We start from the raw sequence: 26,467 nt of genomic DNA, 5'->3' as shown, positions 1-26,467 counted from the left end.
TAGGCGTTGGGGAAGCCCTCAAAGGGGCCTTTGTGAAGCACGCAGGCGGCATTCGCCACCCGGTCGATAACCTTGAATGTCAGCATTTCCGAGTCCGCTTTTTTTTCGGTGACCGCCTCGCAGACCTCCACGTCCACATCAGTTTCCCGGTATTCGCCGTCATGATAGATATTAAAACAGTATTCCGGAACCGCACAGACACAGCCCAGCCGCTCCATTTCGGCCCCCATGGGAGGGACAATATGAAACAGGGCGTCATAGCTTGGGACGATGGTCCGCATCGATGCCACAATCACCTGGGAAAGTTCCTTGAGGATCACATGGTATTCTCCGGCTTCCCCGTCATTTTTGGCCAGATAGGATTCCACCTGGGCGAGCCGCAGGGTATCAGCGCCAGCAGCACCGACAGCTTTTGCTTTTCGCCGCCGGAGAGTTTTGCTACCTGCTGCTTGAGATACTGATCCAGCTTAAACTGCGATAATAAGTCACGGTAATCAGCGGGCAAACGGTAAAGGGCGGCGATTTCCTCACAGACTTCACCCACCCGGATATTGCCCTGATAGCTGGAAGACTGAAGCTGTACCCCGACCCGCTCAAAAAGTCGCTTTCTTTCTTTGGTCGGATCCATGCCCAGGACCCGAACCGATCCGTTTTCAAATGATTTCAGTCCCAGGATACAGTCGATGGTGGTTGATTTACCGGCACCGTTGGGCCCCCGGAGACCAAACACCTCGCCTTTTCTAACGGTGATATTTAAATTGTTCATCGCCACTCGGTTGCCATAACACTTGTTTAAGTTTTTCACTTCGATACAGTTTTCCATTGCTTCCTCCAATCATTTCTTGCTGCAGTTTAAAGTATAAATCCTCCTCTACGGGGAGAGTCAAGGGCGAGTTTTTAGTTTTTTCAGAAGTATGATGCAAACCGATGTTGACCCGAACCATTCCTGCGCCTTTTTGGATAAAAGCAAGTTATTGACATTGACTGCATAATGGGTTAACATAACACTGTTATCTAAAATATATAAAAACAACAGGTGCAAAATGGGGAATGAAACAGAAACACGGTCACGATTATTAGAAGTTGCAAAGCAGGAGTTTCTTGAACTTGGCTATGAAAAAGCTTCAATGCGAAAGATTTGCAAAAAAGCCGGGGTTACAACTGGCGCTTTGTATTTCTTTTTTAAAGATAAGAATGACCTGTTTGCAGAGTTAGTTAAAAAAGTTGCTGATGAAATAAAAATGTCCATTGTCCATCATACCGAAAAAGAACAAGCTATTTATGTTGAAACAAAAACAACTCCGCAGGAATTAATTGATGATGGGATACAACAGGGACGAGAGTTTGTAACTTATATGTATGCCAATAAAGATGCATTTATTTTACTCCTTAGCAAAGCTAACGGATCAGCATATGAGAATTTCTACGATGAGCTGGTCGACTTAATGGAAGAAAATACGCTTCGCTTTCTGGATCATATAGCTTCTGAAAATGGCAAAGAAAATGAGATTAATCCCTACACCATGCATTGGTTGGCTCATCTGGAGACGTCCTCCTTTGCTCAATTGCTGATACATGGATTAACTTTGGAAGAAGCCTTGATGCAAGCAGAGGTCATTGCCAAATACCTAACCGGAGGCTGGCTGGAGATACTAAAAAAGTAATAAGTTGAAATGGGTTAATAAAGAAAAATACGATTGAATTCGAAGCTGGAATTCAATTTTATTTTTAAATTAAGCATAACACTGTTATGCTGTGCAAGCATCAGATCGTTTTAACAAATTTACAAAAATAAGTTTCAGAATAAGCGATTGATATTCAAGGCATGAAAGGAGCAAAAATGTTTATTGAAGTGAATGATATAAAAAAAAGTTATGGTGAAGGCGGAAGCTACGTTCAAGTGCTCAAAGGTGTTTCCACGGGAATTGAAAAGGGTCAAATTTGTGTGATAGTGGGGCCAAGCGGATCGGGAAAATCGACGCTGCTTAATACTATCGGGGGGTTGGATACCATCGATAGTGGCAGTATAAAAATAAGTGACATTGAAATCACCAAGCTCAATTCAAATGAATTATCGCTATACCGACGAAATTTGCTGGGTTTTATTTTTCAGTTTTATAATCTTGTTCCAAATCTTACGGTCAAAGAAAATATCCAGGTTTGCGAATATCTGACAAAAACACCGTTGGATATTAATGAACTGCTGGAAGTACTGGGGTTAACCGAGCATCAGAAAAAATTCCCCTCCCAATTATCTGGTGGCCAGCAACAGCGGTGTGCCATTGCCAGAGCACTGATAAAGAATCCCGAGCTACTATTGTGTGACGAACCGACCGGAGCGCTGGATTATCAGGCCTCCCGGGAGATTCTGATGCTCATCGAGAAAATCAACAAAAGATATGGCACCACCATGCTCATTGTCACCCATAATACGGCGATTAAAGAGATGGTTCATCGGGTTATAAAAATCAAAGACGGTCAAATCAGCGAAGACTACGCCAATAAGGTATTAAAACCGGCCAGTCAACTGGAATGGTAGGTTTTCCAATGATTTTAAATAAGCGAATCATCCGGGAGCTCAAAGAGAACTGGGTACGATATGGAGCATTGGCATTTTTGATCATCTTTTCGCTGGGGTTGGTTGTGAGCATGGCTGGTTCCACCGATATAGTCAATTATACCATTGATACAAATAATGAAAAGAATCAACTGGAAGACGGAGAATTTTCGGTTTATGTTCCTCTAACCGAAAATCAGAAGCAGGAACTTGAAAAAATGGGAGCTAAAACCGAAGAAGCCTTCTATATTGATTTACCGGGGACAGAAAAATCCATCCTGCGGGTTTTTGAAAATCGCAATAATATCAATACCATTGAGCTGGAGGAGGGACGGCTGGCCGATCAAACCGGAGAAATCGTCCTGGAGAAACACTATGCCGAAAATCATGGGATAAGTGTTGGACAGTCCCTGATCGTCAATCAGAAGAACTATCGGGTGACCGGGATAGGAACAGTGCCGGATTATTCCAATGTTGTCCAAAATGTTTCGGACGTGTTGGCGGATTTAAAACAATTCAGTATCGGATTTGTCTCTGAAGCAGAATTTAAGCAACTGTTAGCAGAAGATATCAATGTCGAATATAATTACAGCTATCAGTTGGATGGGAACCTGACTGCTTCAGAGCTTAGAGAAAAATTGGTAGATTTGGATTTCGATAAAACAAAAGTTAGCAATAAATATATGCAAGAAATCATCAATACGCTTGAAAAAGGAAAAAATGATTTATCCGGTGGTGTTATTGATTTGGCAGACGGAACGCAAAAACTGGCAAATGGAACAAGCTCACTTAAACAAGGAAGCAATGAATTAGCAGATGGAGCAGGCAGTCTGGCAAATGGAACCGATCAATTAAGCTCAGGTTTAGAAGAATTGACAAATTCCAATGCCACTTTAAATAAAGCGGCCGACGACGTTTTTCAGGGGATGATTGCGCAGGTAAACAGTGAATTTGAAAATATAGGGATGACAGTCACCATTACCGGCGATAATTACAGGTCCGTGATTGATAGCTTAATCAAAGCAAGTGAGGGCTCAGATGCGAATGCTGTGATAACGCTGAATACCATGAAAGCGCAGCTGGATAGTTACAAAACGTTTAAAGATGGGCTCACAGCCTATACCAATGGTGTCGAATCTGCCTATTCCGGGTCGGCGGAGTTGTCAGCAGGGGCAGATGATCTGTATCAAGGCAGTGTGGTTCTGGCAAATGGGGTTAGTTCCATGAGTAATGGCTCTGCCGAGTTAAACAGTGGAATGGGAGAATTTAAAAATCAGGTCACCAATTTTATCAATGAAAATATGGATTATCAATACATTAATCTGATCACCTTTTTAGAAGCAGATGATAATCAACGGATTACAAGCTGTAAAAGCGATGCCGCCATTAATAAAAACTCAGCTTTAATTGCGGGGGTTATTATTATCACGTTAATTGCGTATATGATTTCGGTATTTGTGATTCATACCATCGATAAGGAAAGTGCCGTTATCGGGGCGCTGTATTCAATGGGCTATGTAAAAAAAGAATTGCTCAGACATTTTATGATCCTGCCGATGCTGATTGTCGCAGCATCGGCCATGCTGGGGACCGGCATGGGGTTTCTGCTGATTGGCGAAAATATTAAAGAAAATGTTGCCTATTATTCTTACCCCGCCTATGCCATGGTATTTCCACCATATCTTTTGATTTATGGCGTTTTAATACCAGTACTGATCGCTTTAATTGTCAATTATTTTGTTATCAACAGCAAATTATCCCTGGCGCCACTCAAACTGCTCAGACGGGAAAAGAAACAGCATAAGCTGGCAAACATCGATTTAAAGGAGATGGGCTTTATTAATCGCTATCGGGTACGCCAGTTGCTGCGCGAAATCCGGGGAAATATCACCATGTTTTGGGGACTTTCTATTGCCATCCTACTCATGGTTTTTGGATTTAGTATTTATGGGAGTATTAGTGCTTATGTCAATAATGTGGCATCCAATGTCGAGTATAATTATCTTTACTTGCTAAAATATCCCATGGAAACTGCCCCTAGTGATGCGACAAAAGCTTATACCGAGTCGTTGACCGCAGACCTTTATTTAACCGGGGGCGAAATGGATGTGACGGTTCAGGGGATTGATGATGAAAACCCCTATTTTGATTTCTCACTGGATGGAGAAAAAAATGATGTGATCATTTCTGATTCAGTCGCCAACAAGTTCGGTTATAAGGTGGGAGATGAGATTACGCTGGCTGATAATCTTGAAGATCGAAACTATAACTTTACGGTTAAAGAAGTGGTGAGTTTTGCAAGCGGTCTCTATATTTTCATGGACATTAAAGACATGCGCGAGCTGTTTGGACAGGAAGACGACTACTATAATACCCTAATGTCTGATCATGAACTGGATATTGAAGCGGGAAGAATTGCCACGGTCATAACGGTTGATAAAATGGTAGCTGCGGCCAGACAAATGTTTACCATGATGTATGGGTTGGTTATTACCATTCTGGGAGCATCGATACTGCTCTTTGTGATTGTTATGTATTTATTAGTAAAAATGATGATTGATAAATCAACCTTCAGCATTTCCTTAATCAAGGTGTTTGGCTATAATGAACGGGAAATAAAAAAGCTATACCTGGGCACCACCTTCTATACCGTTGCGCTCTCGACCCTTATTGCCATTCCGGTCAGCAAAATGATTATTAATAAGATTTACCCCTATATGGTGTCCAATGTTTCAGTCGGGATGAATGCCATCATGGTACCCCAATCCTATCTGATCATGGCCGCGATTATTTTAAGTGCATACACCATTGTTAATTATATGGTTGGCAGGCACTTGAAAAAAATTTCCCTGGTTGAAATTTTAAAAGAACGAGAGTAGCAGGGGAAAGGACTTTTTTATTGATCCCAAACCGTTCTCATGTTTCTTTAATCACAATTGATGAAATTAAATTTAAAAAGTGGTAGAATAAAAGAAAAACGAGGAGGCCAAAGATGAGTTTTTATCGTAAAGCGTTGCATTTTAATTTGCCAACACGAAGAGGGCTGGTCATTATTACGAGATATATGGAAAATCGCTGCTGGAGTATTGTTTGGTTGATGCCAAAGAAAGAGGTAAATCCGGCATTTGTATGATCGGAAACCGGTGAAAGATCTGCCCAATTGAGGCAGGTGCTGGAGCTGTTAAGATGGCGGTAGAGCAGGCATTAAAGGGATGTGTATGACGAACGAATCGTCCCCGCATCATACGTATCAATGTAAAACCAGACAAAACAAAGCAGGCATTGTCGGGAAGCGATAGCTGCAAAAGGATATACTGTCATTACAGCAGGAGGTGATTGGCATGGAATGGATGAAAGCCATTGGTGAAGCGGTTGATTATATAGAACGTCATATGACTGATGATATTACGGTGGATGATGTTGCGAAACATGTTTGCATATCGACCTTCTATTTTCAAAAGGGATTTAGCATGTTATGTGGCTACACGATTATGGAATATATCCGCAATCGCAGGTTGGCTCTGGCCGGAGTAGAATTAACGAATAGTGATGATAAAATCATTGATGTTGCAATGATGTACGGATATGATTCACCCGATAGTTTTACCAAAGCTTTTACTCGTTTTCACGGCATCACACCTTCTCAGGTGCGAAAAGAAGGAACAATGCTTAAGTCCTTTGCACCGCTGAAATTAACAATAGCGTTGAAAGGTGGTTATCTTATGGATTACAGAATTACGAAAAAGGACAGTTTTACCATTATTGGTTCAGCAAAAGAATTTTCTTACGAGAATGCCAAACAGGAAATTCCCGCTTTCTGGCAGGAGCATTATGTGTCGGGGAAAGGCCAGACTGTTTGCGGAATGTTTGGAATTAACATTGACGAGGAAATGGGAAATAAAAAATTTGAGTATTTGATCGCCGATGTTTATAATCCGGTGATGGATATTCCCGAAGGTTTTATAACCAAAACAATTCCGGCGTTTACCTGGGCGGTTTTTCCCTGCCAAGGAGCAATGCCAATGTCGCTTCAAAATGTGAATGAGAAAATATTTTCGGAATGGCTTCCCGCATTAAAGGAGTATGAATTTGCCGCAGGTTACTGCGTGGAAATGTATGATGCCCCCGATAAATATCCCAAGGGAACACAGGATGAAAATTATTATGCGGAGATATGGATTCCGGTAAAAAGAAAATAACGAATCAAGACCCTGCTATCGTGAGGTGAGCAGGGTCTTCTTTTTTTTTGCATGACAAAGTGAATGCCTCCACGTCATGCCCAGAGGCTGTATTTTTCAGCGGTTTAACACATCCCACTCACTGCTCAAATCCGAGATCACGTTCAAATATTTAGAATAATCCCTGGCAACTTAGCCAAACTTGATTGTAACCACCCCACCAGAATCGCAGTTGCGCAGTTCTAGTTGTCCTGCGTGTGTTTTTGCAACACGTGCTTTTGCTCAGGATGGAATGGCCCTGGTGCTGTCTCAGGAAGCCATTCGCCATCCTGATTTCAACCGATTGCCTCAGGTTTGGCAGCGGTTTATACTCATGCCGTTTATGCATTCAGAAGCAGCGGACATCCATCAGGTCGCCCTGTCGCTTTTTGAAGCGCTGGGCGACCCGGCAACCCTGGAATATGAAATAAAGCACAAGCAGATCATTGATCAGTTTGGACATTTTCCCCATCGTAATGAGATCATGAAGCGAGAATCCACTCTGGCTGAAATAGAATTTTTGAAACAACCGGGCAGCAGCTTTTAAACAGTTGGTAAACTGGTTGATTCTTGAGATTTAAGTACAGATCAGGTTAAAGCGACATGGGCCGATCCGGCTGAAGAATGAGGTAAGTAAGGAAATAAAAAAAGTAGCAATCATTGGCTTGGGTGCCATGGGTATTCTTTTCGGAGCCCAGATTGCCCAAAAGATCGGGGATGCCCTGAGCGATGCCGGAAAGCCTTTCATGCGGCAGGATATCGAAGCCAAACGCCCCAGTGAGGTGGCACTTTTCTCCGGAACGGTGGTGGCACTTGGGCAAAAGCATGGGATCAAGACCCCGGTAAATGCCATGCTCTATGACAACATCATGGCTATTGAAAAGAGCTATAGGGGATATTAGCTCGTAAGCGGTAAAAAGGTAAAGCTGAATGAAAAAAGAGCTGGCATTTAAAGGATAATGCCAGCTCAAATGATTTTATGGATTTGGCCGAAAAGCGATGGTCTGGTTTTGATATCTAGACAGGTCGCCATTGTTGTAAATTTAAAAGGATAGTGACCACCCATTAAGCAGTTATTTTTTGCCAATTACGCCTTTGCGAAATGCGGTATTATACCTACGACAATGCCGATCTTTGCCCAGTAATGCAGAGGAGGCATAAATACTTTCCATCATTTCACGATTCATAGGATCCATTACTGCAGAGTCCAGCCCAGCTTCAATGGCAAAAGCTATACATGTTTTATTTAGTAATGCTCTTACCGGCATGCCAAAGGAAATGTTACTGATTGCGCCGGTCATTTTTATTGTTGGATATATTGCCTTGATCGATTTTATTTCGGCAGTAAAATTGATCATTGCATTACCATCGGAGGACAAAGCCATTACGCAGGGGTCTATGTGGATTCGGTCAGGGGTAATGCCATATTCATCAGCCTCTTCCACGATGCTTTTTGTAATCGTTATCTTTTTTTCTAAATTGTTGGGAATACCATTATCGTCACAGGTTAAGGCTACCATTTCCCATTTCGTATTTTTTATGAGCGGAAGTAATAGCTCACATTTATTTCCTTCTTTAGAAACAGAGTTGATGATGCCTTCCTTTTTTGCAAAAGGGAGCACTGCTTCAATAACTCTTGGATCGGGACTGTCAATACACAAAGGGATATCAACGGTGTTCTGCACGATCTCCATTAGCCATCTGAGCGTTTCTATTTCAACATCTGGGGCCGTGCTGGCGCACACATCAATAAAATCGGCACCTGCGTCAACCTGATCCTTTGCCCGCTTTGCGATAAAATCAGCATCACGTTCTGCAATGGCTTTTTTGACAACGGGAATTGTGCCATTAATCTTTTCACCAATAATAATCATAATGACTTTACACCCATCCCTGACAAATTTTCACGCCTTGTGCAGCGTTGGTTGTGAAGGCATCAGCGCCAATATCCTCGCATGCTTCCTGAGTAACAGGATTTCCGCCGATGATAATTTTGGAATCGATTCCAGCAGCTTTTAAAGCTTTGGTGGTATCTTTCATTGCATCAAGTGCTAAGGTCAGTACGCCACTCATGCCAATAATCTGCGGCTCCACTTCTTTGGCCATGTCGACAAAGGCTTGGATTGGCGCATCGATTCCGATATCCACAACCTCAAAACCGGCGGCTTCGGCCATTCCACGAAAAATATTTTTACCAATGTCGTGTAAATCTCCCGCCACCGTACCAAGTAATATTTTTCCACTGATGGTTGAATCTGATTCGCCCAAAAATGGTTTTAATACCTTAATGGTGTTAGTCAACAACTCGCCGCCGAAAACTAAATCACCGATAAAGTATTCACCTTCTGAAAATCTGTCTCCAATAATGGTCATGCCTTCCTGACACGCCTGTACTACGGTAGCTGCTTCGTCTGCAGAGGGTGATGCTTTAGTAAAGTCGGCAAGCACTTCTAATAGTTGTTCTTCTTCCAATTCGCCAACCAGTTCTGTTATTCGTTTTAAATCTAACATCAATATATTAATTCCTTTCGTGACACTCTAAATAAGGATCTGAAACAGTTTCGTTTAAAAAATTTAACTGTATACCGAATACGTTTTAGCGCTTTCCTTTCTAATACCAGAATTATTTTTATAATTTTTTTATGCGATGATCATTAAAAAAATCACCATTTTAGCCATAGCTTCTTTTCCTTGTTCATTGGGGATAAACGTCAAAATCTCGTTTTTCATCCGTTCAATAATTAGTTCCATTTCAGTCATATTCTCTGACATTTTAATATCCTCCTGTTATTTGTATACGCCATATTCGTGAACAAATTCGTTGACCGCAATCAGGCATTCTTTGTTAGCATCATTTTTACCCAGCAACACCTTATCAGTGGAAAAAACAAATCCACCGCCTGGAGCTACTTCATCAATTATTTTCTTGGCAACATCAATACACTCCTGAGGTGATTTGTACGTTAGATCATTGGTACTGATTCCGCCGGCAATACACATGTTTTTGCTTAGTTTTGCTTTAACGACTTTTAGATCATCCTCTTCAAAGAATCCCAGAATACAACCCGCTGGTAGTTCCTGGAGATAATCATATAAGTGGCTCCAATTCTTTTCAAATAGAATTGCAAACTTGTAACCCTTTTGCGCAAATGTTTCAATATATTTTTTAAATGACGGCCAATATACCTTTTCGAAGTCTTTTGCTCTGATAAATGGCGGTAAATGTAAAAACATATGTAAGTATTTATCGTTTGTTGGCTGGACGAGCGCCGCAAACGTTGTAGGAATAGTAAACTGCTCGGTAATTGCCATGCATGCTTCTGCAAATTCTTTTGGTTTGCGCTTTATATCATTAATGGAGCCGGAGAAGTCCCGTAACGAATCAAGCAATAAATCGCCTGCCGCAAATGGGGCAATCGCCTCAATTACCGGGAGTCCTTGTTCTGTTTTGAAACGATCCACCAAAACCCCTCGATCATGAAAATATTTAAACAGAAAGGAAAGACTGTGGGCTAGTTTTTGATACTTTTCTTCCATCGTTCCGCTTTGAAAAATCTTATGTTTTCTTGGCAGGATTTCATTCACAAAAAAACTTCTTGGATTGGCAATAAGCTTTGGATACTCTTCTGGAAGCATTATTTCTGAAAGACCTGTTTCAATTTGAATCGTTTCCATTTCATCGGAATAAATGCCTCCGCCTAAAGAATTCATGAAATTTAACGGCATTGTAATTCCCGGAAATGATATTGTGTCAAAGTATGCTTCAGTTGTTGCTTTAGAATATGCCGCATACTCTAAATCCAGATTGGTTCTGGCGTCTTTTAATGTTGTAGGATAATTAAACAACGCCCAATTGTCGATTAGTGAATGGATAGGTACTCTGTCTCCATGCTTTAGTTCAACAGCATTTGTTAAACGCTCAAGCCGGTGTTGATAAATTTGTGATTTGTCACTCATAAAAAACCTCCCTAAAAATATAAATTAAACATTTTGTACAAACAAAATGGTTATGTTAAAATTTAGTATATAATATCGTATAATAAAAAAAAACTACAAAACTATGCATCGTGTTGATATTCTACATAGTGTCGAAATTTGTAGAGAAAGGTAGATTTACAATGGGCACAAAAAAATCAGAACAAACTAAAATAAATATCCAAAAATCATTAATGCAAATTCTAAATAAAAAAAACTTCCTTAACATAACTGTAAAAGAAGTTTGCGGCAATGCTAATATGCATCGAACTACATTTTATTTGTATTATCAAAATTTAGATGAAGTGCTTTGTGAAGTTGAACAAAACTTATTGGATGAAATTACTGAGCAGAGTAAAAACATAAATTACATCATTCCAACTTTTGAAAGTCAGAATATGAACATGTTTACGCATGAAAGATGGGAGATACTTGATTATTTTAAAGAAAATAAAGAGTATCTGATACCTTTACTCAACCCGCATAGTAATTTGAATTTTATTTATAATTATAAAAAAACAATATATAGTCAAATAATCTTGACACTAAAAAGGATCAATGCTTCCTACGGTGTCTATGAAGAATATGTTATTAGATATCTCATAAGTGGGATAGTCGAAACATTATATTATTGGCTTAAAAATGATGATTTATCGGTTGAAGAATTCACTGATTTTCTGCTGAGATTTAATTCAATGAATTCATTTATTATACCTGAAATCCCATCATAAAGGGATAGTAATGGGCATGAAGGGAAAACAGAAGGATCTGGTGCCGAGAATGTGCCTGGTATTGTGGGTACGGTGGTGGCACTTGGGCAAACGCATGGGATCAAGACCCCGGTGAATGCCATGCTCTATGACAACATCATGGCTATTGAAAAGAGCTATGTTTAATGGTGCGGTGTATTTTTCAGAGGCTTAATTCATCCTCACCACTGTTTAAATCCGGATCATTATTAAACATGCCGAAAACGAGAAACCTGTTTAAGTTCGTTAAGAAATATTATTTAAATATGACGTTATGCTGTCATATTTAAGATGTTATAATTGATTAAAAATGCAGGGAGAAATGAAGATGGTCAGACCAACAACTAAGCCCAGCTTGATGGCAGATGCCGATAGTAATTATCAAAAGCTGAATCAACTGATTGATTCAATGACCGAAAAAGAATTATCGATAGTATTTGATTTTTCGGATGATGACCGAAAAAAAGAAGCCCATTGGGGAAGAGATAAGAATCTTCGCGATGTTCTGGTGCATCTATATGAATGGCATCAGCTTGTTTTGAATTGGGTGGTCGCAAATATGAAAGGCGAAGATAGATCTTTTTTGCCGGCCCCGTATAACTGGAAAACATATGGAGTGATGAATGTGGCTTTTTTTGAAAAGCATCAGAATACTTCACTTGATCAATCCAAAGAAATGTTTGAAAAATCACATCAGGATGTTCTAAAGTTAGCGGATACCTTTACAAATGAAGAACTGTTTACAAAAGGAACCTATAAATGGGTTGGCGGAAGCACCTTAGGTTCATATTTTGCAAGTGCGACGGCAAGTCATTATGATTGGGCGATGAAAAAAATCAAAGCACATATTAAAAATTGTAAGGGGATTAAAAACTAAACAGCGAGTTTTTGATACCTCTTAGCCAAACGTGATTGTAACCACCCCACCAGAAGCGCAGTTTTGCAGTTCTAGTTGTCCGGTGTGTGTTTTTGCGACACGTGCGGCAAACCAGAGGCCAAGGCCATTGTGTCCATCGGCACCGCGCGCTATGTCACCACGCCATAGGCGCTCTGTTGCATGGTGCAACGCCGCCTTGCTAAAGCCGAGGCCTTCATCACACACCGTGACTTGCCAGCCGCCATCGACCATGTGGCCTTCCAAATACACGTTTTTACCTGCCGGGGTATGCTCGATGGCATTTTGTACGACATTACCGAGGGCACGAAGTAAATGGTCTTGCTGAATCCGCGCAGCACCGTCCAGGCCGTTATGGGTGTGCAGGCAAATCTTCTTGGCTTCGGCAATGGCCATTGTGCGCTGACAAAGCTCGTCAAACAGGGCGGGCAGGTTGGTGTTTTCAAATGCCTCATCCGCACCGGCGGCGGTTTCCAGCAGACTGGCAACATACTGCTTGGCGCGGTCGTTGCTTGTCACAATTGTCTCCACCATTCTGCGGCTGCGCTCAGACAGTTCTTCATCCATGAGAAGTTCGGCGTTGCCTCCCACCAGGGTGAGTGGGGTTTTTAAATCATGGGTGAGTGCGGCTATTTCCGCCTCGCGCTCTTGCTGTGCCGCCCATTGGGAGGACAGGGAGCGGTACAATGCCTCCTTCATATGTTCCATCGCACCGAGCGCCTGGTCATACTCCCGGATGCCCGCGTGGGGAATTGCGAAATCGAGCTCCTGTGCGCCGACCTTCTCGCTCACCTCACCAAACAGCTTTAGCTTGGTGGCGAGACGCCGCCGGAGCCACAGGGTGTTAAACAGCAGACAAAGCACACAGGCCCCACCAAGTGTGGTCAGCCACAGGTATTCAAAGGGGGGCAGGATGTCGCGCAGCATCGGATTGGCAAACTCTGCCCGGTAATACCAGTGAAAGATTACGGTGTTGCCATTCGCGTAGGTATACCGCGAAACATCGATATTGTCGCTGTCCTCCGGTAAAAACCCGGCCAGGACTTCCAGCTTATTACCCGCTACGTTACTTTCTAACACGTCGCCATTCCGACCAAACAAAGCGTACTCGGCCAGAAAATCGTCACCCGGAGAAACAAACGTTTTTGGCTCACCAGCTAGCAGTTGCTCCACCTGTTGGTTGGAGACGTATCCCTGGTAAATAACGCCGGTGCTTTGAAGCCACCCAAAGTAGCAATACCATATCAGGCAGCATAACAGCATACTGCCAAGCATAACGATGGCAAAGCGCAAAAGCACAAAGGAAAGGCTTACAGAACGCTGTTTTTTCGCCATTTGTAGCCCACCCCCCAAACGGTTTCGATGGGGCTGATGGCGTCGGCTTTCAGCTTGGCACGGATATTTTTGATGTGTTCCGCAACGGCCGACGGGTCGCCCTCGGCCTCAAAGCCGAAAACCGCTTCATATAATTGTTCTTTGGTAAATACTTGGCCAGCATGCAGGGCCAGATGTTCACAGATCGCGTATTCGCCCCTGGTAAAGGGCAGCGTGTGTTCACCCGCGATGGCCGCTTTTGCCTGCATATCAAAGCGCACACCGCCTCGGCTCAGGGTGTGGGTCGGTTGACGAACTTCCCGCCGCAGATGGGCGTTTACTCGTGCGCGCAGCTCCGCAAGACTAAATGGCTTTTTAATGTAATCATCGGCGCCCAAACCAAAGCCCTGGACAAGGGCTGCGTCTTCCGCCTTGGCGGTTAGAAACAGGATGGGGCAGTCCACCTCGGCACGGATCCGGCGGCACAGGGAAAAGCCGTCCTCGCCGGGCATCATCACATCGAGCAGTAGCAGATCGTACTGCTGGCACCGGGCAGGCTGCACGGCGGTGGCATCCGCTTCGGTGTCGATCAGGTGGCCGTCCTTTTCCAGGGCAGCGCGCACTAGGGATAGCATATCAAGGTCATCATCGACCACTAACACTTTCGACATCATCTCACCTCCTTGTTTTACTCTTCGATAACGTTACCTTCCCATCGACTAAACCATAATAGTGACAAAACCAGAACAATCGAAGTAATCATAATCAGAGAAATAACTCCCGGAAAAACAGGTGTACTTGAAAAGTCAAAATAATTTTCCAAAAACCGAACACCCCATTCCCAGGGAATGATCGGCCAAATTTTATCACCAATCGCATTTTCAAAGTATCCGGCTAAAATGGTGCCCGATATCCCAAACAAAACAGAAATACTTGAACCAAACCGAAAAGCAATCGGTATGTGTAATAAATATAAAAATAAGTTGCTCAATAAAAACAGATAAAACAGGACAAAATATGATCCAACGGGTGCGGTGCCAATAGCCAGAAAAAAATTAACGCCAACATAGAAGCACAGTTCATATAGTATCATATTTATGGCGAAAAGAAATAGTAGAAAGAACAATTTCCCTAGGTATACGCTACTTCGCGACGCCACTAAACCCAGCGCATTTTCGTTATTCCGATCTAAGTTAATAAAAACGGGTACAACAATACTGACAAAAATCGGATAACATATTTGTAAGATGACGAAGAACAACCGCACATCAGAAATAAGATGGTATCCGCCAGTAGCGTAATAAACCAGGAATAATGTTGTAACCACGATCGGCGGTAGCAGATGCAATAAAACAATTGGTGTTCGTTTGATCTTGGTAAAATTGGAAAAAAACTCCCTGATAATCGTCATTGGCGATACACCTGCTTGCTGTACCAGCGTGAAAATAAAAGGGTAAGAACGAACGATGCAACTAAGCTTATCAATACCAGTAACGCACTTTCACCTAAATTTAAAATCAATCTTGAACCGGCGTCGACCAATAATCCATTTGGTAAAATGCCAAATAATGTCACCATAAATCGTGCCGGCCAGCTATATGGGAAGAACCAAAACAAAGGCGTCAAGGAAAAAAACAAACCGCCGAACGCACTGGCGAACAAATTTATAATCACTGAACCAACAAATCCGACTTTTTGATCCAAAAACAAACAGAAAGGGATCTGCCATAATAAGGAGAGCCACAATAAGCCATATCCTAAAAGATAATATCCGCTATGACCAATTGCTGATGAAACACCTGACACGAGGCTTTCAGAGATAACCGTGATCAGTGATAGTAATAATGATATGATCAAAAGATTAAGTGCGATCAAAATGGTTTTAGCAATAAAGGTTTTCTGCAAGTCGATGGGCAAACTATAAAGCGTTCGGTAGTTGTGCTTTTGATCCTTATTATTCACTAAATGACTTAAAAACACAATCGATAAAGACGCAATCGGCATACACCAATTGCAAATCATAGCGCTTGAAAAACCACCTAACCCAATACCGACAAAGATAAATACCAGCGATAATAAAATTAAAGTTGCCGGAATAAATATCATCAGTTTTCTAAATAGGGAGCGTTTAAATTTCAAGTTTTCTGCGGTAAAATAGGCTGGTAACATCAGGATGCACGCTCCTTTCGGATGATATCCATAAACAATTGTTCCAGGTTCTCAGTTGCATCAATTTTATCTTGATACAGGAGCGATCCATTATAGAGGATCCCGATGTCATCGGCAACTTGTTGTATTTCGCTTAAAACATGACTTGATATAATGACAGAAATCCCAGACGCCGCAAATGTTTTAATCATTTTCCTTAATTCTTCAATACCAAAAGGGTCTAACCCGTTTGTCGGTTCGTCCAGGACTAATAATTTGGGGTTGTTCAGCAGCGCTAATGCGATACCCAATCGCTGTTTCATTCCCAATGAAAAATCGGTGGTCTTTTTATTTTTAGTATCCATTAAGTCCATTTGTCGTAAAACGTCATCACATCTTTTTGATGAAATCCCCATCAGCGTCGCTCGTACTTTTAAATTTTCAAATGCCGTTAAATTTTCATACAGTGGCGGTGATTCGATCAACGAACCAATATTCAATAAATCTTTTCGAGTCCATGGGTGATTATTGAATGATATTTCGCCTGAAGTTGGTCGGATAATACCGGTAAGCATCTTTAATAATGTTGATTTGCCAGCACCATTAGGTCCTAACAAACCATAGACAGAATTTTTTCTTACCGCCATCGATAAGTCTTTTATCGCATCGGCCTTTTTGAATTTTTTAGAAACATGATTGGTTTCTATGATGTACTCGCACGTCATAACTTCCGCCATTTCACATTCCGGTTTGGATAGTGTCCGTTCCATAAGCTTGTCCCTCCTTGTATTGGTTACTGTTATGGTAACAGCCATTTTTAAGGATTTTATAAGGAAGCGGGTATTTTCTCGAAAATTCATCCCGGCCAGCAGCTCGGTTGGCGCCACACCAATCGTTACACGATCGCATCGGACCAAAACAGGTCGGGATTGCTGATTATGTTTAATCAATAGGTAGTTGACTATACTTAATTATTTATAAGGAGGTAAAAGGATGAAAACCTGTATTGCATGTGGAATGCCAATGAAGAAAGAAAGCGATTTCGCAATGGGAGAGACAAAAAAGGACTATTGTGTTTATTGCGCAAGACCTGATGGGTCGATGCAATCATTTGACGACAAAAAACAGGGTTTGATTAATTTTACGATCAAAACTCAAGGGTTAGAAAAAGGCATTGCTGAAAAGGCGGTAGAAAATATGATGAGTAAATTGCCAGCATGGCAGGAATATTTTCAGAAACAGAAAGTATGTTAATGGAGCAATCGGAACGGGGTTAATGCCACCTGAATACTTTGGAGTCACGGAAAGGTTAAGCATACTTGCAGCAACGGCATTTACTGGCATTTTGGGATTGTATGTTTTTTACGGCATCGATTATATAGAAAATAAAAGTTGAATCATTTGGCAAGGTGATTTTATTACTACTAGAAACGCCCCGGGTCATAACCTTTTGGCTTATCCGGCATATTTATGCTTTCGTTTTACTATCGTCTAAAATTTCGATTTCTAAATAATCAAACCAGATGGAATCGATAAACTGGTCTTCACGAAAAAATGTTTTAGAAATCTGATTAAGTTCTTTTGTGTTTCGGTCAAACCACATCGGTTTTTCCAAATCAAAGTCATGGCAGAAGATCTCTAAAGCGGCTTGAATTTTATCATATATAGCCAAGGATTTGTTATCAATTTCGACAACTTTTTCTTCCGTAAATTTATTGTTTTTCATGAGTTTTAACCAAATTCGGATCATGTTTTTTACCTCTCATTCATTAATGTGCTATTACATTCAGATGACATTTTTTAAATGCCAGTAAAATGGACATATATTGAGTATAAGGGGTGGAGGGGAAAATGTAAAGGAAACTGGAAAAGTTGAGTTGTAAATTAAAAAAATCTTGACCAGGATGCTGGATTATGATTAAATTAAAACAACATGAAGGTAATAGAATCACTACTCTCGATAATTTAATAAAAGTATATAAAATCATTTGATGCAGAAAATTACTTTCTGAGGTAAAATAGGTGAAAATCCTATGCTAATGTTGTAGCCGTAATTGTTAATATACATAAGTCGGAGACCTGTTTTTATACTATAACAATATGTTCTTCAACAATTTAAGAGCTTTTGTCAACTCAAGATTTAGCAAATACAATTTTTTATTGTATTTGTTTATTCTTTGATGGTGACAAAAGCTCTTTTTCTTTTATATTTGAAAAGGATAACCAAATAATTTTTCTAATGCAATATGAAATTAATGCAAAATAAGAGATTTAAGTTTGATATTAGGGAGAATACATGAATAAGATATTAAGTGTTAGTGGTTTAACGAAAAGATTAGGGGATTTTTTATTAGACAAGGTCACTTTTGAGATAGAACCTGGAACAGTAATGGGGTTTATTGGAGAAAATGGTGCAGGAAAAAGTACTACCATTAATCTATTGCTTAATATTATAAAAAAAGATGCTGGTTCTATTGAGATGTTCGGTATGGAGTATGATAAAAATGAGATAGAAATAAAACAGAAGATTGGTTTTGTTTTATCAAACGCCTACATATATGAGGATTTAACGATTCGGCAGTTTGCAAATTTTATTTCTTCATTTTATCGTCAATGGGATGAGAAGAAGTTTCATTATTATCTAAAACGGTACAATCTTGATCCCAAAAAAAAGATATCAGATTTATCAACGGGTATGATTGCTAAGTTGAAAATTTCAATTGCTTTGAGTCACAATGCCAGGTTAATCATCATGGATGAACCAACAACAGGACTAGATCCCATAGTTAGAGATAATGTTCTGGACGATATGCAATCAATTTTTGAAGAAAAACATGAAGCGGGAATTCTTTTTTCATCACATATTTTTTCTGATATAGAAAAAATATGTGATGGCATAACATTAATCGATGATGGTAAGATTTTAATTTCTCAATCCATAGATAGTATAAAAAATAAATATAAAATAATTTCTGGTGATTTAATAGCTTTAGACCGTATAAAAGATGACCTTTTTAAACATATTCTTAAAGGTGATCGTTTTATTGGTCTCGTTGATGTTGAAAAACCAAATAGTTGTAGCCTGCTTAATCCAGTTGAAATAATACCTTTTTCAATTGAAGAATTCTTTTTATTGATTAAGAAAGGAAAATCTCAATGTTGAAACTAATTTGGCGAGACTTACACGTTTATCAAAGGAAAAATATGGCTTCATTAATATTTACAGCATTAATTTATATGGTTATTTACAATTTTTGGCCATATGAAAATGGGCTATTGTTAGTGATGATTTTAGTATTTATTACATTTTGCGACAATGCTTTATCTGTTGCATTCAGTTTAGATGATATATACAAATTTAATCGTTACATAGTATCACTTCCAACAAAAAGAGAAACAATGGTATTTTCCCGATTTCTATCGTCCTATTTGGTGGGGTGTCTTGGGATTATTGTATTATTTATCTTTCAAATTATAATGACATATGCTACTCGTAATACCGTCAATACTTCTTTCTTTGATAGTATGTCTTTAAATAAGTTTTTATTTTGTTTCGGTAGCATAAATATTTATTGTGCAATTATTTTCACGCTAAGGAATAAGTTTGGAGTAAAAAAATTAAAATTATTGTTCAATGTAGTTTATATTATTTTTTTCTTATCACTATCACTTCTCGTTTCACAAGGATCAATGAATGCATTACCCCTAATAATGAAAAGTGCTAGTATTATATTTTTGTTGTTGATTGTTTATGCGATGTTCTCGCTAGTCCTGATAATTATGGCAATGCTAGTATCGATGAGAATTGTAAAGAGCAAGGAATTTTAAGCATATGGACATTTCAAAGATAAAGAGACAGTTCTTTTATGATACGAAAGAACTGTCTCTTTATATCAATTGTTTTCCCCGAAAATAATCTCATCCTCTCTTTTTCTGACAAACTTTACAATAATACGTACCTCTGCCACGAACCATTTCCTTAGTTATTGGCCCATTGCAGACAGGACAGACTTTTTGCATATGTACCTGTAACTGTACTTGAAAAAAGCCGGTAATTCCATTGGCGTCAAAAGAGTGAATCGTCGTTCCGCCCTGGGCAATGGCCTGTTCCAATATTCTTTTTGATACTGCGATTAATTCGGCTACGCGCTTTTTACTGACACGTTTTCCCGGTGTTAACGGATGCATTTTCATCGAAAAGCAGATTTCATTGGCGTAGATATTTCCGATGCCACTCATAATAGTTTGATCGAGTAACAATGCTTTAATTGGCAGATTGCTCTTATGTATTTTTGCGTAGATTTCTTTGGGATCGGCGTCCCAGGGTTCTGGTCCAAGTTTGCAAAGTGGTAAATCATGACGATAGGTTTCTTTGTTAACGAGTTCTAAACGACCAAATTTACGGGTGTCCTGATAGCGTAATTCGGTGCCATCACTAAAGACAAAGCTAAGATGTTCATGTTTGTTTAGCGGTTTTGAAGTCTCGATAATATTATACTTGCCTTCCATCCGTAAATGCGAAATAAACGCATCACTGTCTAAAATAAAGATTAAATATTTCCCCACCCGATCGATATCGCGAATGGTTTGTCCGGTTAACGTCGCCACAAAATTATTTGTATCCCCGACGACGATCTTATCGTAATGAACCCGGATTTCCTTAATTTCTTTTCCAATAATAAAGTTTTTTAACGTTCTGCGAACGGTTTCGACTTCCGGTAGTTCTGGCATAACTTTTCACCTGCTTTATATAGATACTATTTTTGCGGGATCCACCATGAGTATACACCAACTGAACTCATCACTGCAAATGGAAAAAGAATAGCGGCCATTATTATCGCTACATTTGCTTCGATTATTCCTGCAATGTAAGTATCTACCAAGGTCAGAATTCCCTGTTGCAAACCATGCACGAAGTCATGATGGAGAAGTACCTTCAAGATACGAAAATATTGCCAACTCAATGGTTCATTTAAGGACAATCAAGCGTTTGTGATGTTACAATTATGATGCATTGAATTAATAATGAAGTAGAAATGATCACGCACTAAAAAGCATAACAATTCCGGTGTAATTAATGCACTGACAAAAATTGGAGGCCAGGATGAAAAAAACATTATCGATACAAGAAAGCATCATAGCTTATTATATGCGTGCCGAAGAACGTGAGGGCTGAAACATATGGATTTTTTAGTAGACGAGACGGGATTTGTTTTGGTGCTTTCACGAAAACAGCCGATGATAACTATCATCGGCTGTTTAAATGTATCAGTGCCGCAAAGGTGGGAATGTCGAAAATCATTAGCCGCTTCAAGCGCGTTGCCCCACGGTAGCCGATTTGAAAGGGGGACGAAATGAAATATATCACCTTCGTTGTCCCTTGTTATAATTCAGAAGATTATATGAAACGCTGCATTGATTCACTTTTACTGGCCGGGAATGATGTGGAAATCATCATTGTCAATGATGGTTCGATCGACAAAACCTGTGAAATTGCCGAGGATTATCGCGTCAAGTATCCCGACATCATCCGGGTCATCAATAAAGAAAATGGCGGCCATGGTTCTGGTGTAAATGTTGGATTGGAACAGGCAACCGGGATTTATTTCAAAGTTGTGGATTCCGATGATTGGCTGGATCGGCAGGCGTTGGATCAATTGCTGTTTAGAGTGAGCAATTTTTGTCTGTTGAAACAAAAAGATAACGCGCTTGTTATTCCGGATTTGTTCATATGCAATTACGTTTATGACCATTTGCATGAGGAAACACGCCATGATATTTCTTACAAGAATGCGTTGGATGAAGAAAAAATATGTACATGGCAGGATATTGGCTTTTTTAAGCCGTCCCAATACTTGCTCATGCATTCTCAAATCTTTCGAACATCAGTTTTGAGGGAAAGCGGCGTAAAACTTCCAGAGCATACGTTCTATGTTGACAATATTTTCGCCTATCAACCATTACCCTATGTCAAGTACCTATACTATATGAATATTGATCTTTATCATTATTTCATTGGCCGTGATGACCAATCTGTAAATGAAGACATCATGCTCAATCGAATTGATCAGCAAATCCGGGTAACTGAACAAATGCTGGCCTGTGTGAATTTACAGGCTGTCAAAAAGAAAGAACCAAAACTTGCGGCATATATGTATCGATATCTTTCAATCATCATGTCCATCACAAATATTTTGTTGTTAATGATTAATTCCGAGGAATCCATGCTTCAAAAAAACAAATTATGGAGCGAGCTCAAAACACTAGATAAAGGTCTTTATCTAAAACTGAAATACACATCCATGAGTGGGTTGACCAACATGCCCGGTTCCATTGGCCGGAAACTAACAATTTCCGGCTATCGCGTTGCCCAAAAACTTTATAAATTTAATTGAAGTTATACGCATTGAAAGGCTGGTGAATGACTATAAAAGTGAATAAAAACCTGTTTTATCCGTTCTTTTTCCTGATCGTCATGGGGTTGACGATTTATGCGCTGCTACAGGGCAATGACATTGAGGCGATCCTGCTTGCCATTTCCAGTATGAAAAGTGGTTACTTGTTCCTGGCCATGTTGGTGGCGCTGCTTTTTGTTGTCCTTGAGGCGGTTATCATTTGGTATTTAATGCGTAGTCTTGGTGAGCCGAACAGTATGCTACGATGTGCGGCTTATTCGTTTATCGGTTATTTTTATTCTGCAATCACGCCGACCGCTATGGGTGGACAGCCAATGCAGCTTTATTATATGCGGAAAGATGGGAATTCTTTATCGAAAAGTTCCGTGATATTAATGATATTGGCACTGTTTAGCAAGCTGGTACTCGCTCTTATCGGCATTGCGCTTTTGGTCTTTTGGCATGGGCCGTTGGTTTACTATCTCAAGAACTATATGTATTTATTTTATCTGGGCCTGGCACTTAATATTATATCCGTAGCCGTTTTGCTTGCCGCCATGTTCATTCCAGGAATTGTTCGCAAAATTGCGCAATCGATTGATGGATTTCTGACTCGAATCCATATCCTTAAATTTTCGCTGGAACGTCAGCAAAAAATCGACAACTTTATTGAAGGTTACCGTAGCGCCGTCGATTTTTTAATGCTGAACAAAAAGAAAGTTCTGGTTGTCTTCATCTTAACGTTTCTGCAACGAAACTGTTTGTATGTTCTTACTTATTTTGTATACCGGGGATTTTCTATGAGTGGAACTTCAATGGTCACCATTGTATTACTTCAGGCGGCAATTTACGTGGCGGTCGAAATGATGCCATTACCCGGAGCTCAAGGCATTACCGAATTGATGTACTACGTCGTCTTCCAAGGTGTTTTTACAAGCGCATTGTTAACGCCATCACTTTTAGTAACCCGGGGGTTGGACTTCTACTTCCTGGTGATTATTAGTTTGGTTGTTGTCATTGCCAAGCCATTACTCTATAAGAAAAATGAAATATCAATAAAAAGAGTTAAGAGCAACTGATCAAAAATCGATCGTTCAAGAACGAAGTAAAACGAACGATCCGAAGCAAAATTATGTTTAATCGCACAACCATTTATTAACCAGAATCATCATTCGCGAAAATGTAAAATAAAAGCAGACGCTAGATTGCAAGGCTGTCGTTTCATGTCATCCGTTATTTCCTTGCAAATATGATACGAGGAAAATTAAATGAAAGTGAACTATCTCATTGTTGGAGCAGGTTTGACAGGACTGACCTTTGCCAATCTGCTGGCACAAAATGAAAATAACAAAATCCTGATCATTGAAAAACGCCATCATATCGGCGGCAACGCTTATGACAGCTACAACGCAAACCATATCCTGATTCACAACTATGGTCCTCATATCTTTCATACCAATAATCAGAAGATTTGGGATTACCTAAGTCAATTCACCGAATGGTACGATTATCAGCATCGGGTCTTAAGCTTTGTGGACGGACAGTTTATTCCCATGCCCATTACGCTGGAAACTATTAATCAGCTCTATAACACCAACCTTTCGCAGTTTGAGATGGTGGATTTTATTGAAAGCCAAAAGGAAAGAGTGGCGCCGATTAAAAGTAGCGAGGATGTGGCCTTAAACAATGCGGGTAGGGATATCTATGAAAAATTCTTTATGAACTATACCACGAAACAATGGGGCGTGCCGCCAAGTGAATTGGACCCGGCGGTCATATCCCGAATACCTTTCCGTTACAACCGCGATACCCGTTATTTTACCGATCGCTATCAGGGGATTCCCAAAGCGGGTTATTCTAAAATGTGTGAGCAAATGATCGACCGTCCGAACATAAAAGTAATGCTGAATACGGATTATAAAGAAGTGAACGACGCGATTGTCTATGATAAGATGATCTATACTGGTCCAATCGATTATTATTATGATAATCAATTCGGTAAACTGAAATATCGAAGCGTCCGTTTTGAGATGGAAGATCATGATTGTGAATCGTTTCAAAATGCCGCGGTCGTCAATTATCCTAATGACTATGATTACACTCGAATTACCGAATACAAAAAAATAACTGGACAGCAAAGCCGTAAAACCACAATCATGAAAGAATTTCCTTGTGATGGAGATGACCCTTTTTATCCATTTCCGACAAAGGAATGGCAAGAACTTTATTTGCTGTACAAAGAAAAAGCCGATGCCGAAAAAAACGTTATTTTTGCCGGTCGGCTCGCGGAGTATCGCTATTATAATATGGATGTTGTGGTTGACCAAGCGATGCGATTTTTTGAAAAGCTATCGGTAGATTGAGGACCTTTCTCATTCTCACCCATACATAATATGAAACAGAAAGAGTGCAAATGAAACGACTGATATTAGTAGATGACACGATGGTCGCGGGCAAAACAGCCACCTGCACAGAGCTTTCCAAACTCTTTGACCCCAACGTTTTTTTTGGACGGGACTGGTGTTGGATGATAAGTCCGGTTGAAATTGATGTGCGTGCGATTACGGTGCTGCAAGCCGCAAAACAAATACGTAACGTGCGGAGCCAAGGATATAACGTATGAAAAAAATGTACATACCCAACATAATAACTTCATGCCGGATTTTTTTATCTCTCGGTTTGTTGTTTATTGACTTTCGCAGTGTTCTTTTTATCTTGGTATACCTGATATGCGGCTTAACGGATCTGTTGGATGGCTATATAGCTCGGAGAATCGGCAGTGAAACCTTGCTTGGGGCAAAGCTGGACAGCATTGCAGACTTGTTCATGAGCGGTATGATCATCATTACGGTGATGAAGCAAAATCAGATTACGATGCTGATATTTGCCGGAATTATTATTGTTTTCATCCTGCGAATTGGAAATGCTGTGTTTTCAAAAATCAAATTTAGAAAGATTGCATTTATTCATACGATGGCTAATAAAATAACGGGTCTATTTTTCTTTTTCTGCCCATTAGTCTATACTTTGTGGGGCAATAATCTACTCATCATAACGGGAATTTTAGCTTTTCTGGCAACCATTGAAGAGTTCCTTATCATCCTCACCTCAAAAACCTTAGATCTAAACAGAACCAGCATTTTTTCAATCCGCGGATGAAAAAAATCTAATAATTGAAGGAGATGAGCCACATTGAATTCAGACATAAACAAAATTGGTTTAATTTTTGATTTTAATGGTACATTGTTTTGGGATTCGGACAAACATGAGCTAGCTTGGCGGATATTTATCAAAGAATTGTGTAATAGAGATATTAGTTGATTGCATACTCCAGGAGCTGCCAATTGTCATAAAAGCGCTCAGGTTAAACAAGCCATCACCATTATTTTAAAGAACATTTCGAGATTGGTTGAGACGGAAACATCCAGATGGTGATATAATATAAAAAATTTACAAGGAGGTAACCAATTTGAAACATGAATGGCGTAAACATGAAAAATCACTTTATTTACCTAAGACAAAACCGGAGCTTGTGACAGTTCCCCGACAGAAATTTCTCATGATTAAAGGGTGTGGAAATCCGAACAGCCCTGATTTTTCGGAAAGGATCGGGGTTTTATACGCTTTGGCCTACGCCATCCGGATGATGCCCAAGAATGGATTTACCCCGGAAGGGTATGAAGAATACACAGTCTACCCCCTGGAAGGCCTTTGGGATTTGACTGAAGAAGGGAAGAACCAGGATCATCTGGATAAAAACGAATTGCTTTATATCATTATGATCCGCCAGCCGGAGTTTGTCACTCCCGAAGTAGTGGACAAAGCCTTTCAAATCACCCGAAAGAAAAAACCTCATATACTACTGGATGAGGTAACCTTTGGTGAGCTGGAGGACGGACTCAGCGTCCAGGTTCTTCATAATGGCCCCTACGACACCGAATCGGAAAGCTTTGAGAAGATGAAAGCCTTTATCGACGAAAATGCGCTTGAAATTGTCACGCTGGAGCACCGTGAAATCTACATCAAAGCCGCCAGAGACATTCCAACCCAAGCAGAATTGGCCAAACTGAAGACCGTCCTGCGGTATCGGGTTAGGGAAAAGCGTTAAGGTTAACACTTGTTGTGCCGATGGATAAATCAAAATAGAACCCCAAAGAACCGCTGCATGTGTTCTTTGGGGTTTCCTAGTTCGGCCCAATGGCGATGATTTTATTCCA

General features: G+C 40.2%; 31 protein-coding genes and 1 pseudogene. 19 read left to right on the top strand and 13 right to left on the bottom strand.

Translation table 11 applies throughout. The annotated features are described in order from the left end of the window. Window positions 1-368: pseudogene (locus tag AKG39_RS11770) on the bottom strand (GyrI-like domain-containing protein); the annotation flags it as partial. After that, window positions 317-823, bottom strand: a complete 507-nt coding sequence (locus tag AKG39_RS11765; RefSeq protein ID WP_242852603.1) for an ATP-binding cassette domain-containing protein — start codon at window positions 821-823, stop codon at window positions 317-319. The pseudogene AKG39_RS11770 and the gene AKG39_RS11765, both read right to left, overlap by 52 nt. A 220-nt stretch (window positions 824-1,043) precedes the next feature. Here AKG39_RS11765 and AKG39_RS11760 point away from each other — a divergent pair, with 220 nt between their 5' ends. The 7 genes from AKG39_RS11760 (at window position 1,044) to AKG39_RS11735 (ending at window position 7,676) form a co-directional block, all read left to right on the top strand. Then, window positions 1,044-1,664: a TetR/AcrR family transcriptional regulator gene (locus AKG39_RS11760; protein ID WP_050740600.1), complete on the top strand. Its 621-nt coding sequence runs from the start codon at window positions 1,044-1,046 to the stop codon at window positions 1,662-1,664. 176 nt (window positions 1,665-1,840) lie between these two features. Next, window positions 1,841-2,539 carry an ABC transporter ATP-binding protein gene (locus tag AKG39_RS11755; RefSeq protein WP_050740599.1) on the top strand — a complete coding sequence of 233 codons (699 nt, stop codon included), beginning with the start codon at window positions 1,841-1,843 and terminating at the stop codon, window positions 2,537-2,539. An 8-nt stretch (window positions 2,540-2,547) separates the two neighbouring features. After that, entirely contained in the window at window positions 2,548-5,436 is a 2,889-nt protein-coding gene (locus AKG39_RS11750; RefSeq protein WP_050740598.1) for an FtsX-like permease family protein, read from the top strand. A gap of 113 nt (window positions 5,437-5,549) precedes the next feature. Further along, window positions 5,550-5,690: a hypothetical protein gene (locus tag AKG39_RS20320; RefSeq protein ID WP_160316178.1), complete on the top strand. Its 141-nt coding sequence runs from the start codon at window positions 5,550-5,552 to the stop codon at window positions 5,688-5,690. A 208-nt stretch (window positions 5,691-5,898) separates the two neighbouring features. Beyond that, window positions 5,899-6,756: an AraC family transcriptional regulator gene (locus tag AKG39_RS11745; RefSeq protein WP_050740597.1), complete on the top strand. Its 858-nt coding sequence runs from the start codon at window positions 5,899-5,901 to the stop codon at window positions 6,754-6,756. Window positions 6,757-6,967: 211 nt separating this feature from the next. After that, window positions 6,968-7,321, top strand: a complete 354-nt coding sequence (locus AKG39_RS11740; protein ID WP_201780277.1) for a DUF924 family protein — start codon at window positions 6,968-6,970, stop codon at window positions 7,319-7,321. A 40-nt stretch (window positions 7,322-7,361) separates the two neighbouring features. Beyond that, window positions 7,362-7,676 carry a ketopantoate reductase family protein gene (locus tag AKG39_RS11735; RefSeq protein WP_341408270.1) on the top strand — a complete coding sequence of 105 codons (315 nt, stop codon included), beginning with the start codon at window positions 7,362-7,364 and terminating at the stop codon, window positions 7,674-7,676. A 171-nt stretch (window positions 7,677-7,847) separates the two neighbouring features. Here AKG39_RS11735 and AKG39_RS11730 read toward each other — a convergent pair whose 3' ends face one another. The 4 genes from AKG39_RS11730 to AKG39_RS11720 all read right to left on the bottom strand — a co-directional run bounded on the left by AKG39_RS11730 (window position 7,848) and on the right by AKG39_RS11720 (window position 10,731). Next, on the bottom strand, window positions 7,848-8,648 hold the full coding sequence (locus tag AKG39_RS11730) for a methyltetrahydrofolate cobalamin methyltransferase (protein WP_050740594.1): 801 nt from the start codon (window positions 8,646-8,648) through the stop codon (window positions 7,848-7,850). Window positions 8,649-8,655: 7 nt separating this feature from the next. Beyond that, the gene (locus AKG39_RS11725; RefSeq protein WP_050740593.1) at window positions 8,656-9,285 is read right to left on the bottom strand and encodes a cobalamin B12-binding domain-containing protein; all 630 of its coding nucleotides are present in this window, start codon (window positions 9,283-9,285) and stop codon (window positions 8,656-8,658) included. Window positions 9,286-9,414: 129 nt separating this feature from the next. Further along, complete coding sequence (locus AKG39_RS20715) at window positions 9,415-9,546, bottom strand: hypothetical protein (protein ID WP_278277940.1); 132 nt, start codon at window positions 9,544-9,546, stop codon at window positions 9,415-9,417. A 15-nt stretch (window positions 9,547-9,561) separates the two neighbouring features. Continuing rightward, window positions 9,562-10,731, bottom strand: a complete 1,170-nt coding sequence (locus AKG39_RS11720) for a uroporphyrinogen decarboxylase family protein (RefSeq protein ID WP_050740592.1) — start codon at window positions 10,729-10,731, stop codon at window positions 9,562-9,564. 161 nt (window positions 10,732-10,892) lie between these two features. On the opposite strand from AKG39_RS11720, the gene AKG39_RS11715 reads away from it, so the two are divergent. From AKG39_RS11715 to AKG39_RS11710, 3 genes are all read left to right on the top strand, one after another. Beyond that, on the top strand, window positions 10,893-11,480 hold the full coding sequence (locus AKG39_RS11715) for a TetR-like C-terminal domain-containing protein (protein WP_050740591.1): 588 nt from the start codon (window positions 10,893-10,895) through the stop codon (window positions 11,478-11,480). Between the two features lie 51 nt (window positions 11,481-11,531). After that, window positions 11,532-11,645 carry a ketopantoate reductase C-terminal domain-containing protein gene (locus AKG39_RS20710; protein WP_083439523.1) on the top strand — a complete coding sequence of 38 codons (114 nt, stop codon included), beginning with the start codon at window positions 11,532-11,534 and terminating at the stop codon, window positions 11,643-11,645. A gap of 181 nt (window positions 11,646-11,826) precedes the next feature. Further along, entirely contained in the window at window positions 11,827-12,375 is a 549-nt protein-coding gene (locus AKG39_RS11710; protein ID WP_050740590.1) for a ClbS/DfsB family four-helix bundle protein, read from the top strand. A gap of 21 nt (window positions 12,376-12,396) precedes the next feature. Here AKG39_RS11710 and AKG39_RS11705 read toward each other — a convergent pair whose 3' ends face one another. Genes AKG39_RS11705 through AKG39_RS11685 form a run of 5 tightly spaced genes read right to left on the bottom strand, consistent with a single transcriptional unit; the run spans window position 12,397 to window position 16,625 of the window. After that, entirely contained in the window at window positions 12,397-13,728 is a 1,332-nt protein-coding gene (locus tag AKG39_RS11705) for a sensor histidine kinase (protein WP_050740589.1), read from the bottom strand. Then, a complete protein-coding gene (locus AKG39_RS11700) occupies window positions 13,704-14,378 on the bottom strand; it encodes a response regulator transcription factor (RefSeq protein WP_050740588.1) in 675 nt (224 codons plus the stop codon). The genes AKG39_RS11705 and AKG39_RS11700 overlap by 25 nt, the downstream gene beginning before the upstream one ends. A 17-nt stretch (window positions 14,379-14,395) precedes the next feature. Beyond that, complete coding sequence (locus AKG39_RS11695) at window positions 14,396-15,118, bottom strand: lantibiotic immunity ABC transporter MutG family permease subunit (protein WP_050740587.1); 723 nt, start codon at window positions 15,116-15,118, stop codon at window positions 14,396-14,398. Continuing rightward, the gene (locus AKG39_RS11690) at window positions 15,115-15,876 is read right to left on the bottom strand and encodes a lantibiotic immunity ABC transporter MutE/EpiE family permease subunit (protein WP_050740586.1); all 762 of its coding nucleotides are present in this window, start codon (window positions 15,874-15,876) and stop codon (window positions 15,115-15,117) included. The genes AKG39_RS11695 and AKG39_RS11690 overlap by 4 nt, the downstream gene beginning before the upstream one ends. Next, the gene (locus AKG39_RS11685; protein ID WP_278277939.1) at window positions 15,876-16,625 is read right to left on the bottom strand and encodes a lantibiotic protection ABC transporter ATP-binding protein; all 750 of its coding nucleotides are present in this window, start codon (window positions 16,623-16,625) and stop codon (window positions 15,876-15,878) included. Before AKG39_RS11685 ends, AKG39_RS11690 begins: the two co-directional genes overlap by 1 nt. Before the next feature lie 223 nt (window positions 16,626-16,848). Between AKG39_RS11685 and AKG39_RS11680 the strand changes: the two genes are divergently transcribed. Then, complete coding sequence (locus AKG39_RS11680; protein WP_050740585.1) at window positions 16,849-17,109, top strand: zinc ribbon domain-containing protein; 261 nt, start codon at window positions 16,849-16,851, stop codon at window positions 17,107-17,109. Between the two features lie 214 nt (window positions 17,110-17,323). Here AKG39_RS11680 and AKG39_RS11675 read toward each other — a convergent pair whose 3' ends face one another. Further along, a complete protein-coding gene (locus AKG39_RS11675) occupies window positions 17,324-17,581 on the bottom strand; it encodes a hypothetical protein (RefSeq protein WP_242852601.1) in 258 nt (85 codons plus the stop codon). 570 nt (window positions 17,582-18,151) lie between these two features. Here AKG39_RS11675 and AKG39_RS11670 point away from each other — a divergent pair. Beyond that, on the top strand, window positions 18,152-19,018 hold the full coding sequence (locus tag AKG39_RS11670) for an ABC transporter ATP-binding protein (protein WP_050740583.1): 867 nt from the start codon (window positions 18,152-18,154) through the stop codon (window positions 19,016-19,018). Then, the gene (locus tag AKG39_RS20875) at window positions 19,012-19,683 is read left to right on the top strand and encodes an ABC-2 transporter permease (RefSeq protein ID WP_050740582.1); all 672 of its coding nucleotides are present in this window, start codon (window positions 19,012-19,014) and stop codon (window positions 19,681-19,683) included. The genes AKG39_RS11670 and AKG39_RS20875 overlap by 7 nt, the downstream gene beginning before the upstream one ends. Window positions 19,684-19,773: 90 nt before the next feature. Here the strand turns inward: AKG39_RS20875 and mutM are convergent, their stop codons facing one another. After that, window positions 19,774-20,586 carry a DNA-formamidopyrimidine glycosylase gene (gene mutM / locus AKG39_RS11660; protein ID WP_050740581.1) on the bottom strand — a complete coding sequence of 271 codons (813 nt, stop codon included), beginning with the start codon at window positions 20,584-20,586 and terminating at the stop codon, window positions 19,774-19,776. Between the two features lie 623 nt (window positions 20,587-21,209). On the opposite strand from mutM, the gene AKG39_RS11655 reads away from it, so the two are divergent. From AKG39_RS11655 to AKG39_RS11630, 6 genes are all read left to right on the top strand, one after another. Continuing rightward, complete coding sequence (locus AKG39_RS11655) at window positions 21,210-22,250, top strand: glycosyltransferase family A protein (protein ID WP_050740580.1); 1,041 nt, start codon at window positions 21,210-21,212, stop codon at window positions 22,248-22,250. A 26-nt stretch (window positions 22,251-22,276) separates the two neighbouring features. Beyond that, the gene (locus AKG39_RS11650; RefSeq protein WP_050740579.1) at window positions 22,277-23,329 is read left to right on the top strand and encodes a lysylphosphatidylglycerol synthase transmembrane domain-containing protein; all 1,053 of its coding nucleotides are present in this window, start codon (window positions 22,277-22,279) and stop codon (window positions 23,327-23,329) included. 189 nt (window positions 23,330-23,518) lie between these two features. Continuing rightward, the gene (glf, locus tag AKG39_RS11645) at window positions 23,519-24,613 is read left to right on the top strand and encodes a UDP-galactopyranose mutase (protein ID WP_050740578.1); all 1,095 of its coding nucleotides are present in this window, start codon (window positions 23,519-23,521) and stop codon (window positions 24,611-24,613) included. Window positions 24,614-24,663: 50 nt separating this feature from the next. Beyond that, the gene (locus tag AKG39_RS11640; RefSeq protein ID WP_050740577.1) at window positions 24,664-24,873 is read left to right on the top strand and encodes a hypothetical protein; all 210 of its coding nucleotides are present in this window, start codon (window positions 24,664-24,666) and stop codon (window positions 24,871-24,873) included. Further along, window positions 24,870-25,409 (top strand): CDP-alcohol phosphatidyltransferase family protein, encoded by a 540-nt coding sequence (locus AKG39_RS11635; RefSeq protein ID WP_050740576.1) that lies wholly within the window; start codon window positions 24,870-24,872, stop codon window positions 25,407-25,409. The genes AKG39_RS11640 and AKG39_RS11635 overlap by 4 nt, the downstream gene beginning before the upstream one ends. A 310-nt stretch (window positions 25,410-25,719) precedes the next feature. Beyond that, window positions 25,720-26,358, top strand: a complete 639-nt coding sequence (locus AKG39_RS11630) for a GyrI-like domain-containing protein (protein ID WP_050740575.1) — start codon at window positions 25,720-25,722, stop codon at window positions 26,356-26,358. Window positions 26,359-26,467 lie beyond the last annotated feature (109 nt).

It is taken from the genome of Acetobacterium bakii, from assembly GCF_001263355.1.
GTDB classification, from domain to species: domain Bacteria; phylum Bacillota; class Clostridia; order Eubacteriales; family Eubacteriaceae; genus Acetobacterium; species Acetobacterium bakii.
This window is presented reverse-complemented; position numbering and strand designations above follow the sequence as displayed.